At 33.2% G+C, this 15,612-nt stretch carries 13 protein-coding genes; 7 read left to right on the top strand and 6 right to left on the bottom strand.

The window, feature by feature from the left end; translation table 11 throughout:
* The first annotated feature begins 269 nt into the window (after positions 1 to 269).
* Positions 270 to 785 (top strand): PAS domain-containing protein, encoded by a 516-nt coding sequence (locus L6Q46_RS06395; protein ID WP_291283612.1) that lies wholly within the window; start codon positions 270 to 272, stop codon positions 783 to 785.
* A gap of 72 nt (positions 786 to 857) precedes the next feature.
* Here the strand turns inward: L6Q46_RS06395 and pyk are convergent, their stop codons facing one another.
* The 5 genes from pyk to L6Q46_RS06370 form a co-directional block, all read right to left on the bottom strand.
* Entirely contained in the window at positions 858 to 2,288 is a 1,431-nt protein-coding gene (pyk, locus tag L6Q46_RS06390; protein ID WP_291283611.1) for a pyruvate kinase, read from the bottom strand.
* Between the two features lie 5 nt (positions 2,289 to 2,293).
* Positions 2,294 to 2,767 (bottom strand): IPExxxVDY family protein, encoded by a 474-nt coding sequence (locus L6Q46_RS06385; RefSeq protein ID WP_291283610.1) that lies wholly within the window; start codon positions 2,765 to 2,767, stop codon positions 2,294 to 2,296.
* A 102-nt stretch (positions 2,768 to 2,869) separates the two neighbouring features.
* Entirely contained in the window at positions 2,870 to 3,613 is a 744-nt protein-coding gene (gene rnc / locus L6Q46_RS06380; protein WP_291283609.1) for a ribonuclease III, read from the bottom strand.
* A 2-nt stretch (positions 3,614 to 3,615) separates the two neighbouring features.
* Entirely contained in the window at positions 3,616 to 4,869 is a 1,254-nt protein-coding gene (fabF, locus tag L6Q46_RS06375; protein WP_291283608.1) for a beta-ketoacyl-ACP synthase II, read from the bottom strand.
* Between the two features lie 177 nt (positions 4,870 to 5,046).
* A complete protein-coding gene (locus L6Q46_RS06370; RefSeq protein WP_007137004.1) occupies positions 5,047 to 5,283 on the bottom strand; it encodes an acyl carrier protein in 237 nt (78 codons plus the stop codon).
* A gap of 173 nt (positions 5,284 to 5,456) precedes the next feature.
* Between L6Q46_RS06370 and purN the strand changes: the two genes are divergently transcribed.
* From purN to L6Q46_RS06345, 5 genes are all read left to right on the top strand, one after another.
* The gene (purN, locus tag L6Q46_RS06365; protein ID WP_291283607.1) at positions 5,457 to 6,020 is read left to right on the top strand and encodes a phosphoribosylglycinamide formyltransferase; all 564 of its coding nucleotides are present in this window, start codon (positions 5,457 to 5,459) and stop codon (positions 6,018 to 6,020) included.
* Positions 6,021 to 6,031: 11 nt separating this feature from the next.
* Entirely contained in the window at positions 6,032 to 6,511 is a 480-nt protein-coding gene (gene rnhA / locus L6Q46_RS06360) for a ribonuclease HI (RefSeq protein ID WP_291283606.1), read from the top strand.
* Between the two features lie 119 nt (positions 6,512 to 6,630).
* Complete coding sequence (locus L6Q46_RS06355) at positions 6,631 to 7,788, top strand: ATP-binding protein (protein WP_291283605.1); 1,158 nt, start codon at positions 6,631 to 6,633, stop codon at positions 7,786 to 7,788.
* A gap of 685 nt (positions 7,789 to 8,473) precedes the next feature.
* Entirely contained in the window at positions 8,474 to 9,403 is a 930-nt protein-coding gene (locus L6Q46_RS06350) for a PfkB family carbohydrate kinase (protein WP_291283604.1), read from the top strand.
* A gap of 221 nt (positions 9,404 to 9,624) precedes the next feature.
* Positions 9,625 to 11,523: an amidophosphoribosyltransferase gene (locus L6Q46_RS06345; protein ID WP_291283603.1), complete on the top strand. Its 1,899-nt coding sequence runs from the start codon at positions 9,625 to 9,627 to the stop codon at positions 11,521 to 11,523.
* Positions 11,524 to 12,154: 631 nt separating this feature from the next.
* Here L6Q46_RS06345 and L6Q46_RS06340 read toward each other — a convergent pair.
* The gene (locus L6Q46_RS06340; protein WP_291283602.1) at positions 12,155 to 12,760 is read right to left on the bottom strand and encodes a superoxide dismutase; all 606 of its coding nucleotides are present in this window, start codon (positions 12,758 to 12,760) and stop codon (positions 12,155 to 12,157) included.
* A gap of 106 nt (positions 12,761 to 12,866) precedes the next feature.
* Between L6Q46_RS06340 and L6Q46_RS06335 the strand changes: the two genes are divergently transcribed.
* Positions 12,867 to 15,612: UvrD-helicase domain-containing protein (locus tag L6Q46_RS06335; protein ID WP_291283601.1), on the top strand; the 2,746-nt coding region annotated here is incomplete at its 3' end.

Below are 15,612 nucleotides of genomic sequence, written 5' to 3'. Positions count from 1 at the left end.
AGAAAAGAAAAAGCAAAAGAATTAGATGCAGGTACTTTGACTGAGACTGAAGATTAATATGTTTGAGGTTTTTTTGACTAGTAACTATTCCATTGAGAAAAACCGATACCGGGCGAATCCTTCCTAGTTGGACAATATAACTCAACCTTTGTTTTCAATCCAAAACGGATGTTTTTCTTTCCATTTCCCCACTTAAACAAGCGTTAAAGTTGTATTTTCTAAGCTATTGATTCGTTTTTCTTTTTAGTTTTATCCCAAATTACAAGGTTATGGAATTCAAAGTTTACGATGCTGCGTTTGCAAAACAGTATGAAAATGGTGCTATTAAAGCAATGCCGTTGGTGTCTTGGGATATTTATTCTCAGTATTTGTTGCAAACCAATGTGTTGCTTCATGATGTCAATTCATTACATCAAATAGCTAGTAAAAATCAATGGAAATCAGTTTGGGATTATAAAGAAAGTTTACAAGAAGAAACCGTTATTGTGGTTACCGATGCGCAATTAAAAATTGTTTTCGCCAGTAAAAACATCAAAAAAATGAACGGTTACGAAGCACAAGAAGTCATTGGTAACTCACCAAAAATGTTTCAAGGCGCTAAAACCGATTTACAAGTAAGCAACGAAATCAGACAAGCCATTTTAAGCAAAGTCCCATTTGAGAAAAACGTAATCAATTACTGTAAAGATGGTTCGGTTTACAATTGTCACATCAAAGGATTTCCAATTTTCAATCACAAAGGAGAAGTAACAAATTTTATTGCGTTTGAAAAAATAGCCGCTTAAAACGAATATATATGAAACAAAAACGAGTGCTAAAGATAATTTTAGCACTCGTTTTTTTATGTTGAAATGAGATTATTCTATTTCAGAAACTCTCAATGTATTTACCATTCCTTTAGCAACAATTGGCATTGCAGCTAAGTTTACTACCATATCGCCTTTTTTAACGTATTTCTTTTCTTTACAAATGGTGTTGATATCGTCGATGGTGTCATCTGTACTTACTAATTTGTCGTAGAAGTACGCTCTAACACCCCACAACAAGTTCAATTGCGTTAAAATACGTTTGTTAGAAGTAAATACCAAAATGTGTGATTTTGGACGCCAAGCCGAAATTTGAAACGCCGTGTAACCTGAATTGGTCAACGTTGTAATCGCTTTCGCATTAATGGTATCGGCCATTTGAGCCGCGTGATAACAAATCGATTTGGTAATATAACGTTGGTTTTTTACTTGTGGTTGCGATAACGGCACTTTAATTAATGGCGAATCTTCTACACTTTCAATAATACGCGTCATGGTTTCAATAACTTCTACAGGATAATTTCCTACTGAAGTTTCTCCTGATAACATTACCGCATCAGCTCCGTCCATTACCGAGTTTGCTACGTCATTTACTTCGGCACGTGTTGGCGTTAATGAGGTAATCATGGTTTCCATCATTTGTGTTGCCACGATTACAGGAATACGAGCTGTTTTTGCTCTGTGAATCAATTTTTTCTGAATCAACGGCACTTCTTCCGCTGGAACTTCTACACCTAAATCACCACGAGCTACCATCAATCCATCACAAAATGCAACGATTTTGTCAATGTTTTCAACTGCTTCAGGTTTTTCAATTTTCGCAATAATTGGAATTTTATGATCCGAATGTTCTGCAATCAAATCTTGTAAATCTTCTAAGTCTTTTGGAGTTCTTACAAATGATAATGCAATCCAATCTACATTATTTTCGATAGCAAATTTTGCATCGCGAATGTCTTTTTCTGTTAATGCAGGTAATGAAACTTTAGTGTTAGGTAAGTTTACTCCTTTTTTAGATCTTAAAGGACCACCTTGAACTACAACCGCTTCAACTTCGGTGTTTTTGTCGGTTTTAGTCACTTCGAAAATTAATTTTCCGTCGTCTAATAAAATTCTTTCTCCAGGATTTACATCTTTTGGAAATTCTTTGTAGTTCATGTACACTCTCGAAGCTGTTCCTAAGATGTCTTCTGCTGTGGTAAAAGTAATTTTATCACCTTTGCTTACGACTACATCTTCTTTCATAACACCAACTCGTAGTTTCGGACCTTGTAAATCGCCTAAAATGGAAGTTGTGTAACCAAACTCTTCATTTAGTTCTCTAATCATCTGAATACGTTCTGAAACGTCGGTATAGTCGGCATGCGAAAAGTTAATTCTAAATACATTAACTCCAGCATCAATCATTTTTTTTATCACTTCTTTTGTGCTACAGGCTGGGCCTAACGTAGCTACAATTTTAGTCTTTTTATTTGTTGGCATTTTAATTAAAAAATTAAATTATTTTTAGATTTTAAGTTTGTTGTATCAACGGAATAAGCAGTGGTTACATTTTTGATTTTCAATATTTTTTCGATAATTTCATCGGTATCAAAACCATAATCGATATTTTCAATCTTAATCAAATAATCTGCTTTTTTATATTCTGGAAGTAAAAAAACGGTGATGTCAACTTGTTCAAAAAGGGAACTCGTTCGTTTATCCGAATTAATAATCGTGGTTTTATTTTCGATTAAGGTCCAAATTACATCGTTCTTTTCATCATCAAATGCGAAATTCTCAAAAGCGCTTTTTCCTTCTGGTATTGCGATTTCTACGTAGTTATCATTTTTTTGTAACTGCAATCCCAATTCCTTGTTTAAGCAATACGCTAATTTGTAATCTTCTAAAGATGAATGTAAGGCAATTAACTCATAATCATCTGAAATAAAATCGTTTATTTGAATTTTATGAATGGCCATTTTCCAAAATTAAGGGGTAAATATAAGGCTAAAAATCGTTAAAAACTACCTGTTTGGTAGTTCTTAACGATAATTTATAAACTCAAACGTTTGAGTAGTGGATTATTTATTCGAAATTTTTTCTTGAAATACAAAATAGGCTCTTTGTGCCGCTTTTTCTTCTGCTTTTTTCTTAGAAGTTGCTCTAGCTTTAGCGATAATTTTGTTGTTAATCGACAATTTTACGCTGAAATATTTTTGTCCTTCTTGTCCGTTATCTTCTATAAAATCAAAGGCGAATGGTACTTTTTCTTTTTGACACCATTCGATAATTAAACTTTTGTAACTGATGACTTTACCTTCTAATTTAGCAATATCAACATACTGTTTGATAATTTTATTTTGAATGAATTTTTCGCAATAGGTAAAACCTTTATCCAAATAAATAGCGCCAATAAAAGCTTCAAATAAATTACCATGAATGTTTTCGCCAAACTGACTCGAATTGACTTTGCTTTCTACAAAACTCACTAAATTAAAATCACGACCCAGTTCGTTTAAATGCTCTCTACTCACGATTTTGGAACGCATTTTTGTCAAATATCCTTCATCTCCTGAAGGAACTTCGTTGTATAAATGTGCAGCAATAACGCTTCCCAACATGGCATCGCCTAAAAATTCCAAACGTTCGTAATTAAACGGATTTCCTTTTTCGTCGAGTTTGTTAGCCGAGCGATGGGTGAATGCTTTTTTGTAATATTTTAATTCATTTGGTTGAAAACCGAGAATTTTGGTAATTTTTTCAAAAAAAATCCCGTCTTCTTGAGAACGGGAATTTTTTCGTATTTTATTAAATAAACGACGCATGTTTAGTTCTCAAATTTTTTGAATAAAACACAAGCGTTATGTCCACCAAAACCAAAAGTATTACTCATGGCTACTTTAATTTCGCGTTTTTGCGCTTTATTTAAAGTTAAGTTTAACGATGGATCAATGTTTTCGTCTACTGTTGTATGATTAATCGTTGGAGGTACAATTCCGTTCTGCATCGCTAAGATAGAAGCAATTGCTTCAATAGCACCAGCAGCACCAAGTAAGTGACCTGTCATCGATTTAGTTGAGTTAATATTGATGTTTTTAGCATGAGCACCAAAAACATGACTAATTGCTTTTAACTCAGCAACGTCTCCAAGAGGTGTTGAAGTTCCGTGAGTGTTAATGTGATCTACGTCTTCTGGTTGTAAACCAGCATCGCGTAAACAGTTTTCCATTACAGCAATAACTCCAATTCCTTCAGGATGTGGAGCTGTTAAATGATATGCATCAGAAGATAAACCACCACCACCTACTTCACAGTAGATTTTAGCACCACGAGCAATCGCATGTTCATACTCTTCTAAAACTAAAGCACCAGCACCTTCACCTAAAACAAATCCATCACGACTAGCATCAAATGGTCTTGAAGCTGTTTCTGGACTTTCGTTTCTAGTTGATAAAGCTTGCATTGAGTTAAATCCACCCATACCGGCAATAGTTACGGCTGCTTCAGAACCTCCTGAAACAATAACATCACACATTCCTAAGCGAATGTAGTTGAACGCATCTACCAAAGCATTTGCCGAAGAAGCACATGCAGAAACTGTAGTATAGTTTGGTCCCATAAAACCATTTCGCATTGAAATGTGTCCAGGAGCAATATCAGCAATCATTTTAGGAATAAAGAATGGATTAAAACGCGGTGTTCCATCACCAGCGGCGTAACTCATTACTTCGTCTTGGAAAGTTTGTAAACCTCCAATACCTGCTCCCCAAATAACCCCAACTCTATGTTTATTTACATTTTCTAAGGAAATACCAGCATCTTTAATGGCTTCGTCACTCGCAACAATAGCATATTGAGCAAACTTATCCATTCTGCGAACCTCTTTTTTGTCGATAAAATCTTCAACATTGAAGTTTTTAATCTCACAAGCAAATTTGGTTTTATGCTTTTCAGTATCGTAATAAGTAATAGGGGCAGCGCCACTTTTTCCGTTCACAAGACCGTCCCAATATTCTTGAAGAGTATTCCCAATAGGAGTTAACGCTCCAAGACCTGTTACAACAACACGCTTTAATTGCATATTCTAATTTTTAAAAAATCGTTTAAACAAATAATACCCGTGTTTTCTTTAGTTATAATGAATAAAGAGACAAGGGTATTTCAATATATTGTGATTGAAATTCAATCAAAAATAGTCTAATTTTCTTTAAAATAATAAAAACCCGCATGCAAAAAATGCACACGGGCGTTTTATTTATTATTTTTTAGCTTCTTCGATGTAAGAAATAGCTTGACCTACAGTAGCAATGTTTTCAGCTTGGTCGTCTGGAATTTGAATATCAAATTCTTTTTCGAACTCCATAATAAGCTCAACAGTGTCTAATGAATCAGCTCCTAAATCATTTGTGAAGCTTGCTTCTGTTACAACTTCGTTTTCGTCAACACCTAATTTGTCTACGATAATCGCTTTTACTCTTGATGCAATGTCTGACATAATCTTTAATTTTTAATTTAATTTGTTGGCAAAAATAAAAAACTTTATTTTAAAACAACCTTTTTGTTACTAAATGTGACTACGAAAATAAAAAAAAATATTCACAAAGGCTTCTTTTTTTTATTTTTTACCAATAATTATTCTTTTTTTTGTGGGAAGAAATCAATACTGAAATGAAGAATATTGTGCTTTTTGCTTCCGGAAATGGCTCAAACGCCGAAGAAATTATTCGCTATTTTAAAAAAAATAACCAAGGAACTGTAGTCGCTATCTTTTCTAACAAACCAGATGCCAAAGTGTTAGATAGAGCAAAAAATCATAACATTCCTTCAGTCGTTTTTTCAAAAAGTCAATTAAATGAAGGTTTTGTGTTGGAAAAATTACACCAATTCCAACCTGATTTAATTGTTTTAGCTGGATTTCTTCTAAAATTTCCCGAGTTTATATTAAAGGAATATCCAAAAGTGATCAATATTCATCCCGCTTTATTGCCAAAATACGGCGGAAAAGGCATGTATGGCATGAATGTGCATCAAGCTGTTTTAGAAAATAAAGAAAAAGAAACCGGAATCACCATTCATTATGTAAATGAACATTACGATGAAGGCGAATTTATTTTTCAAAAATCAGTCAACATCGAAGATTGCAAAACTGCGGAAGAAATTGCGCATAAAATCCACGAATTAGAACATCAATATTTTCCTGAGGTAATTGGGAATCTAATCACTAATCACTAATCACTTTTTACTTGAGTCACGAAGTTCACATATACACAGACGGCGCCGCCAAGGGAAATCCTGGTCCGGCTGGTTATGGCGTAGTGATGGAAATGGTAGGAACTCCTTATAAAAAAGAATTTTACGAAGGTTTTCGATTGTCTACTAATAATAGAATGGAATTATTAGCGGTAATTGTCGGTTTAGAAAAATTAAAAAGCCCAAAGACTAAAGTCTTAGTAGTTTCGGATTCGAAATATGTAGTGGATTCGGTAGAAAAACGCTGGGTGTTTCAATGGGAAAAAATCAACTTCAAAGCCAAGAAAAACCCTGATTTATGGATGCGTTTCTTAAAAGTGTATCGCAAACACCAAGTCGATTTTCAATGGGTAAAAGGGCACAACAGTCATCCGCAAAACGAACGCTGCGATGAATTAGCCGTAATGGCATCGCAACAAGAAAAATTATCAATAGACGAATTTTACGAAAGAGAAGAAGAGAAGTTGTTGTAGAATTTTGTATTTTCAAAATACAAATTCCTGCATTTTCAAAATTAAGTATCTGCATTTTCAAAATGTAAACACCTTCATTTTCAAAATTAATTATATATTTGTGCTTTAAAATGTTAATTATGAGTGCAAATAGAGTAATTAAATTGCAAATGGATGTTTATAAAAATAAATATCCCATTTTAGCCTTGACAGGTCCGCGGCAATCTGGTAAAACTACCTTTTTAAAAACTCATTTTTCGGATTATGAGTATGTGAATTTAGAAAATTTAGATGTCAGAAAATTTGCTGCTGATGATCCAAACGGATTTTTAAAACAATATGGTAAGTATGTGATTTTTGATGAAGCACAACGTGTTCCTCAGTTGTTTTCTTATTTGCAAACAAAAGTAGATGAAGATAAAATTATGGGACAATACATATTGTCTGGTTCTCAGAATTTTCATTTAATGCAAAATATTACTCAAAGTTTAGCGGGTAGAGTTGCTTTATTTAAATTGTTGCCGTTTGATTTTTCAGAAATGGACGCTGCTAATTGGTTAAATGAGGATTATGCCGTTAATCTTCAAAAAGGATTTTATCCTGCAATCTATGATAGAGATATCCCAGCAAAAGTTTTTTACTCTAATTATATACAAACGTATGTTGAACGAGATTTGTCGGAACTCATTCATGTAAAAGATTTAAAGCAATTTAGAAATTTTATTTCACTATGTGCGGCAAGAGCGGGTCAATTGCTCAATCTAAATTCATTGGCGAATGAATGTGGAATTTCACAACCTACTGCTAAGTCATGGGTTTCGGTTTTAGAAAGTAGTTATATTGTATATCAATTACAACCTTATTTTTCAAATTTCAACAAACGTGTTACCAAAAGTTCAAAATTGTATTTTTACGATACAGGTTTATTGTGTTATTTACTGAAATTAAATGACGCGGAAAGTGTAAAATTAAGTGCTTTAAAAGGGAGTTTGTTTGAAAATTATGTTATAAATGAATATCTAAAAATAAACTATCATAATAATTTACTTTTAGATTTATGGTTTTGGCGCGATGCAGAAGGACATGAAGTAGATTTAATATGGCAAAATTCCGAACTTTTAAATTTAGTAGAAATTAAAGCATCAGAAACCATAATGCCCGAAATGTTTAAAGGATTAAGCTATTTTGAAAAGCTAAAACCTGAACTAATTAAAACTAAATCAGTGGTTCATACAGGATTATTTAATCAAGAGAGAACTTTGGGAAAGGTTATGAGTTGGAAAGAAATAAATTTATAATTCGGTAGAAATAGAGTTTGTTGTGGATTTTCAATAAGAAAAATTATCGATTGATGAGTTTTACGAATGAGAAGAAGGGAAGTTGTTGTGGATTTTCACATAATTTTTCTTCCATTAATTATTTATTTCCTTTAGATTGAATAAAAGTTTTGAATAGTCTTTTTCACTTCTGTCAATTCTGATTGTGAATTTTTTATTGTCAAAAAAATGGATTGTTAATTTTGGATAATAGATAAATATAAAGTTGTTGATTTTGATTTTGTCAATTGTTTCAAGTAAAAATTGTTCATCACCAATTTCTATTTTTGACTTATTGATTTTAATTTCAATCAATTTCGAGGATTTATTCGTTATGATTTTGGATATTAAATTACCTATTATAACCGAATAAATTACTATGAACAAACTGATATAATCAAATTTTGGAAACAAATAAACTGTAGCTGATATTAATAAAATCAATATAAAAATCGAAGTTATTATTCCAAGTAAGGCAAGAAAATAGAGTTTTCTTAAATTGATAATTTTTATTTGGTGTACTTTCATCGATTTTGTAAAATTCAATTTTCAAATCTACAAAAAACTCAAATCTCTAGCATTCAAAACCTTTTAAACTTTTAAACACATAAACTTTTAAACTTCTAAACAAAAACTTATCTTTGCACCTTATTTCAAATTCAATTTAATGAACAAACTATTAATAGTAGGAACAGTAGCTTTTGATGCTATTGAAACGCCTTTCGGGAAAACAGATAAAATTTTAGGTGGAGCCGCGACTTACATTGGTTTAGCGTCTAACTTTTTTAATGTAGATGCAGCAGTAGTTTCTGTGGTTGGAGAAGATTTTCCAAAGGAATATTTAGATTTATTAGAAAATAAAGGAGTAAATATCGAAGGAATCGAAATCGTAAAAGGTGGAAAAACTTTCTTTTGGAGTGGAAAATACCACAACGATTTAAATTCTCGCGACACTTTAGTAACAGAATTAAACGTTTTGGCCGATTTTAATCCAGTTGTGCCACAAGCGTATAAAAATTCGGATGTAGTTTTATTAGGAAATTTACACCCAATAGTGCAATCAGGCGTTTTAAACCAAATGTCTGAACAACCAAAATTAGTCGTTTTAGATACGATGAACTTTTGGATGGATTGTGCGTTACCAGAATTATTAGACGTAATCAAACGTGTAGATGTTATTACTATAAACGATGAAGAAGCACGTCAGTTATCAGGAGAATATTCTTTGGTAAAAGCAGCTGCTAAAATTCATACAATGGGACCAAAATATGTGGTAATCAAAAAAGGAGAGCACGGAGCGTTATTGTTCCACAACAAAGAAGTTTTCTTTGCTCCAGCATTACCATTAGAAGAAGTGTTTGATCCAACAGGAGCTGGTGATACATTCGCAGGAGGTTTCGCAGGTTACATCGCACAATCAGAAAATATTTCGTTTGGCAATTTGAAGAACGCTATCATTTATGGTTCAAACTTAGCTTCTTTCTGTGTGGAGAAATTTGGAACAGAGCGAATGGAAACTTTAGATAAAAATGAAGTGAACGCGCGTTTGAAACAATTCAAAGCCTTAACGCAATTTGAAATAGAATTAGAAGAATAAAAACGTGCCTCGAAATTTCGGGGCATTTTTTGTTTCAAAAATAAATATAAAAACATATAGGCACATAGTTTAAGTTTTTATGAATTAGTTGATTACAAGAAATAAATTTCACACATAGCTATGTCATCTATTTCGAGCGAAGCGACTTTTTACATTAAGTTTAACTATGAATCTATGTGTTAAAAAAGAAAATACAACAACCTACAACAACACAACAACTTATGAGTGACGCTATACAACACGAATGTGGAATTGCATTACTACGATTAAAAAAACCGTTAGAATTCTATAAAGAAAAATACGGAACCGCTTTTTACGGAGTACAAAAAATGTACTTACTAATGGAAAAGCAACATAACCGCGGTCAAGACGGAGCTGGTTTAGCAAGTATTAAATTGGATGTAAATCCAGGTGAAAGATACATTAGCCGTATTCGTTCTAACGACCCACAACCTATTAAGGATATCTTCGCTCAAATTAACGACAGAATCAGTCGCGAGTTAGAAGAACATCCAGAATATCAAAACAATGTGGCGCTTCAAAAACAAAATATTCCGTATTTGGGAGAAGTGTTTTTAGGTCACGTTCGTTATGGAACTTTCGGTAAAAATAGCATCGAAAGTGTTCACCCATTTTTACGTCAAAACAATTGGATGCACCGAAATTTAATTGTTGCGGGAAATTTCAACATGACGAATGTTAAAGAGTTGTTCCAAAACTTAATTGATTTAGGACAACATCCAAAACAAATGGCTGATACCGTTACCGTAATGGAAAAAATCGGACATTTCTTAGATGATGAGGTTACCGAATTATACAAACAATGCAAACACGAAGGGTATTCTAAGCAAGAAGCTTCGCCAATTATCGGCGAACGATTAAATGTACAACGCATTTTAGAACGTGCTTCTCGTAATTTCGATGGAGGTTACGCAATGGCTGGTCTTTTTGGTCATGGAGATTCGTTTGTTTTGCGTGATCCAGCTGGAATTCGTCCTGCGTATTTCTACGAAGATGATGAAATTGTGGTTGTGGCTTCAGAACGTCCTGTGATTCAAACGGTTTTCAATGTGTCTTTCGAAAAAGTTCAAGAATTAACTCCTGGAAGTGCTATCATTATCAAGAAAAACGGAAATGTTTCGGTTCAAGAAGTAAGAACACCGTTAATCAAAAAAGCGTGTTCGTTTGAGCGCATTTATTTTTCTCGCGGAAGCGATGCCGAAATCTACAGAGAGCGTAAAGAATTAGGAAAATTAATCTTCCCAAGTGTTTTAAAGGCAATTGATAACGATACTGATAATACGGTTTTCTCTTTTATTCCAAATACGGCAGAAACTTCTTTTTACGGAATGTCAGAAGCAGCTCAAGATTTCTTAAATCAGCGAAAAGCCAAAGCAATTATCGAGCAAAAAGATACGTTAACGGAAGATACCTTAAAAGAATTACTTTCAGTTAAAATCAGAACCGAAAAAATTGCGATTAAAGATGCTAAATTAAGAACGTTTATTACTGAAGACAGTAGTCGCGATGATTTAGTAGCTCACGTGTATGATGTAACGTATGGCGTTGTAAAATCAACTGATAATTTAGTAATTATTGATGATAGTATTGTGCGAGGAACTACCTTAAAACAAAGTATCATTAAAATGATGGATCGTTTGCATCCAAAGAAAATTGTTGTCGTTTCATCAGCACCTCAAATTCGTTATCCAGATTGCTACGGAATCGATATGGCGAAATTAGAAGGATTAGTAGCGTTTAGAGCAGCCTTAGAATTGTTGAAAGAGCGCAATTTATATCATATTGTAGAAGAAGTGTACCAAAAATCGAAAGCACAAGAAGATTTTAGTGATGCTGATGTAGTGAATTATGTAAAAGAAATTTATGCGCCGTTCACCGATCAAGAAATTTCAGATAAAATTGCCGAAATGCTAACACCAGAAGACACCAAAGCAGAAGTAAAAATCATCTATCAAACAGTAGAAGATTTACACATTGCTTGTCCGAAGAATCTTGGAGATTGGTATTTCACAGGAGATTATCCTACAGATGGAGGAAATCGTGTAGTAAATCGTGCATTCATGAATTTCTATGAAGGTAAAGATGCACGAGCATACTAAAAAGTGTGTTTCATCGACTTTTTATTTCGTTTAACAATTTTTTTATAGTAATACAAAATCTCGCCATACTTTAGCTCTACCAGAAAATTAGTAGGTTAAGTTTTATGGTAGATTTGGGGCAAAAAGGGTACGCAATGCGTGCCTTTTTTTTTGCCCCAAAATCTGTTTTAACAAAAATTGAAGACTAATTTTACTCAAAATGCGCATTTCATCGACTTTTTAATTCGTTTAACAATTTTTTTATGCAAGCATAGTATCTTATACTACTTTAGCTCTACCAAAAAATTAGTAGGTTAAGTTTTATGGTAGATTTGGGGCAAAAAGGGTACGCAATGCGTGCCTTTTTTTTGCCCAAAAATGAATGAATTTGTTAGAAAAAGTAAAAAATTAACTTATTTTATTCTTCAAAAACGCATTTCATCGACTTTTTGTGTTGTTCAACAATTTTTTTCGTCATATATACAGGAGTATTCTACTTTAGTACTACCAGAAAATTAGTAGGTTAAGTTTTATGGTAGATTTGGGGCAAAAAGGGTGAAAGCAATTTCACCTTTTTTATTTTAATAAACTTGGTAACAAAAAAGGCGAAGATTTTTCAATCCTCGCCTTTTTTAATTTTGTTTATTCTGAATTATTTTGCTGCAGCAAAACGTTTTGCAACTTCTGTCCAATTAATTACATTAAAAAATGCTTCCATATAATCAGGACGACGGTTTTGATAGTGTAAGTAATAAGCATGTTCCCAAACATCCATTCCTAAAATTGGTTGTCCGCCACAAGCCACACCTGGCATTAATGGGTTGTCTTGATTTGGAGTAGAACAAACTTCTAATTTTCCATCTTTCACACATAACCAAGCCCATCCTGAACCAAAACGAGTAGCTCCCGCTTTAGAAAATTCAGCTTTAAATGCGTCAAATGAACCAAAAGCAGCGTCAATAGCAGTTGCTAATTCACCTGTTGGTAAACCACCACCGTTTGGCGACATAATTTCCCAAAACATAGTGTGATTATAATGTCCACCACCATTGTTACGAACTGGCATGTTGTTCATGTCTAAATTTTTCATCAAATCTTCAATAGATTTTCCTTCTAAATCAGTTCCAGCAATAGCAGCGTTTAAGTTGGTAACATAAGCGTTGTGGTGCTTAGAATGGTGGATTTCCATTGTTCTAGCGTCAATATGTGGTTCTAATGCATCGTATGCATAAGGTAATTGTGGTAATTCAAAAGCCATGATATTTAATTTTTAGATTAATAATATTTTCACCAAATTTACAAATTAAACTTCGGATTCAAAAATAGATAGTTTTTATACCACTATTAGTAAGATAAATATAACATTGAATACAACCGCTTTTACCATATACGACGCTTCGGCTGGCTCCGGAAAAACTTATACGCTAACGAAAGAATACTTAAAAATTCTTTTCTTGGCGACGAATGATGATGCCTATCGAAAAATTCTAGCCATTACGTTTACCAACAAAGCGGTAGAAGAAATGAAAACCCGAATTGTCTCGAGTTTGTATCAATTTTCATTGGATAACACGTCTGATAAAGCGATGGAATTGCTAAAAGATGTTGCTTCGGAAACCAAATTAAGCATTGCTACTTTAAAAGATAAATCGAAAGCCATCATCAAAAATATCATTCACAATTATGCCGCGTTTGATATTTCTACGATTGATAAATTCACGCACAAAGTCATCCGAACTTTTGCTCAAGATTTGAATTTACCTCCAAATTTTGAAGTTTCGTTGGAAACCGATTCATTGTTACAAGAAGCAATTGATTTGGTGATTTCCAAAGCAGGTGATGATGCAAGTTTAACCAAATTACTAATCGAATTTTCAAAAGAAAAAACAGACGACGATAAAAACTGGGATATTTCGGCCGAATTATTAAAAGTTGCCCAATTGATTACTAACGAAAACAATTCGGAAGAAATCAAAGAATTGTCTGAAAAAAGCATAGATGATTTCGGAATCGTAAAAAAGAAGCTACAAGAAGAAATCAAACAGTTAAAACTCGATTGTAAAGCAATTGCTCAAAGTGTTTTGGATTCGATTGATGGAAATGGCGTTTCAAGAAAATCTTTTTATTCTAGTTATGTAACCAATCATTTAGAAAAAGTTGCGTCGGATAAAATTGCTATTAATGAAACAATTATAAAATATTTGGATGGCGAAAAACCATCTTATGGTGCAAAAATTCCACAATCCGATAAAAATTTTATCGATGAAAATGCTTCTGAAATTTTAGCTTCAGTGCTAACAATCAATGAAAAAGTTGGGAAAATTTCAATGTACGAAGCTTTTCTGCAAAATTTGAATCCACTTTCATTATTAAACACGATTTATCAGGAATTTAAGCAAATTCAGGAAGAACAAAATTTAGTTTCGATTTCCGATTTCAATAAAATCATTCACAACGAAATTCAAAACCAGCCAGCGCCTTTTATTTATGAGCGTTTGGGCGAAAAATACCGTCATTATTTTATCGATGAATTTCAGGATACTTCGGTAATGCAATGGCAAAATTTGATTCCGTTAATTGATAATGCACTTTCAGGTCAAGACGATTTTGGTCAGCAAGGAACTTTGATGTTGGTGGGCGATCCAAAACAAGCAATTTACCGTTGGCGTGGCGGAAAAGCCGAACAATTTATTGATTTGGCGAAAGAAGATAAAAAGCATAATCCGTTTTCCAATAAAGACAAAGAAACGCTTCGTTTAGGAACAAATTACCGCAGTTATAGCGAAGTCATTCAGTTTAACAATGCTTTTTTTAAGCAATTATCGGATAAATTTCAGAATGAAGATTATAAAAATTTATACGAAAACCTTTCGCATCAAGACATCAATTCAAAAAATGGTGGTTATGTGAATTTGTCGTTCATCGAAGTGCCAGAAGACGAAACTGAAGTCGAAGGTTTTGATTCGGATAACGATTCAATTTCGGTAAAGGATAAATTTTACTTGAATCAAACTTTGCGAACCATTGAAAAATGTATCGCGAACGGATTTGAATACAAAGACATTGTTTTGCTTACGCGAACAAAAGCACCGGGAATTAAGTTGGCGAATTTCTTAACCGAAAACAGCGTTCCAATTTTATCTTCGGAAACCTTATTGATTCAAAACGCGACCGAAGTGAAGTTGTTGATTGCGTTGCTTCGTTATTTAAAAAATCCGAAAGACGACGAATCAAAAGTCTATTTCTTGTATTTTATTGCGAAATATCTTCAAACTGAATTGGAAATTCATGATTTCATTTTGGCTTCGAAAGATAAAAATTCGGAAGAATTAGAAGTGTTTTTGAAAACCATCGGCATTGAAATTTCGTTCAAAAATTGCAAGAAAAAATCACTCTATGAAGCAGTTGAAATTTTGATTGCGACTTTCTTAAATGACAAAGTGAATACTTCGTATTTGCAGTATTTCTTGGATTTGGTGTTGGAAAAAGATGTAAAAGTGCAATCGAGTATAGCTGATTTCTTGGAATATTGGGATAAAATTGGCTACCAAAAAAGTATTCCATCACCAGAAGGAACCAATGCAGTTCGCATCATGACGATTCATAAATCGAAAGGTTTGGAGTTTCCAGTAGTGATTTTCCCTTTTGCGGAAGAAAGTTTATCTAGTAATCATAGAGAAACAATTTGGCTACCAATTGACGATTCTAATATTAATATGTCAAAAGCATTAGTTAATAAAAGGAATGATGTCGAGAATTATGGAAACGAAGCTAAAGCAATTTATAAAAAGAAAACTCAAGAAGAGACTTTAGATACTATAAATATTTTATATGTTGCTTTAACGAGAGCGGAAGAACAACTTTTTGTGATTACTAATAAATTAAAACAAAATAAAAACGGAAAATACCCAAACAATTTAGCCACTTATTTTATCGAGTTTTTGTTGAATTTAGGAAATTACGAAGACACAAAATTAGAATACGAATTCGGTGATCCAGTTCGAGTTTCAGCAAACAAAGCTCATGAAGGCAAAAACAATCAAATCGGAATCGTAACGCATAAATTAAATCCAAAAAACATCAAGATTGCACAACGCGAAGCTTTGATGT

It is taken from the genome of Flavobacterium sp. (assembly GCF_023151265.1).
Classification (GTDB): Bacteria; Bacteroidota; Bacteroidia; order Flavobacteriales; family Flavobacteriaceae; genus Flavobacterium.
The sequence above is the reverse complement of the archived record's forward strand: the minus strand, read 5'-3'. Positions and strand labels throughout refer to the sequence as shown.

Bases quoted from the DNA above. Each gene is read 5' to 3' on its own strand.
- L6Q46_RS06395 (WP_291283612.1), top strand. From the start codon at position 270: ATGGAATTCAAAGTTTACGATGCTGCGTTTGCAAAACAGTATGAAAAT.
- pyk (WP_291283611.1), bottom strand. From the start codon at position 2,288: ATGCCAACAAATAAAAAGACTAAAATTGTAGCTACGTTAGGCCCAGCC.
- L6Q46_RS06385 (WP_291283610.1), bottom strand. From the start codon at position 2,767: ATGGCCATTCATAAAATTCAAATAAACGATTTTATTTCAGATGATTAT.
- rnc (WP_291283609.1), bottom strand. From the start codon at position 3,613: ATGCGTCGTTTATTTAATAAAATACGAAAAAATTCCCGTTCTCAAGAA.
- fabF (WP_291283608.1), bottom strand. From the start codon at position 4,869: ATGCAATTAAAGCGTGTTGTTGTAACAGGTCTTGGAGCGTTAACTCCT.
- L6Q46_RS06370 (WP_007137004.1), bottom strand. From the start codon at position 5,283: ATGTCAGACATTGCATCAAGAGTAAAAGCGATTATCGTAGACAAATTA.
- purN (WP_291283607.1), top strand. From the start codon at position 5,457: ATGAAGAATATTGTGCTTTTTGCTTCCGGAAATGGCTCAAACGCCGAA.
- L6Q46_RS06355 (WP_291283605.1), top strand. From the start codon at position 6,631: ATGAGTGCAAATAGAGTAATTAAATTGCAAATGGATGTTTATAAAAAT.
- L6Q46_RS06350 (WP_291283604.1), top strand. From the start codon at position 8,474: ATGAACAAACTATTAATAGTAGGAACAGTAGCTTTTGATGCTATTGAA.
- L6Q46_RS06345 (WP_291283603.1), top strand. From the start codon at position 9,625: ATGAGTGACGCTATACAACACGAATGTGGAATTGCATTACTACGATTA.
- L6Q46_RS06340 (WP_291283602.1), bottom strand. From the start codon at position 12,760: ATGGCTTTTGAATTACCACAATTACCTTATGCATACGATGCATTAGAA.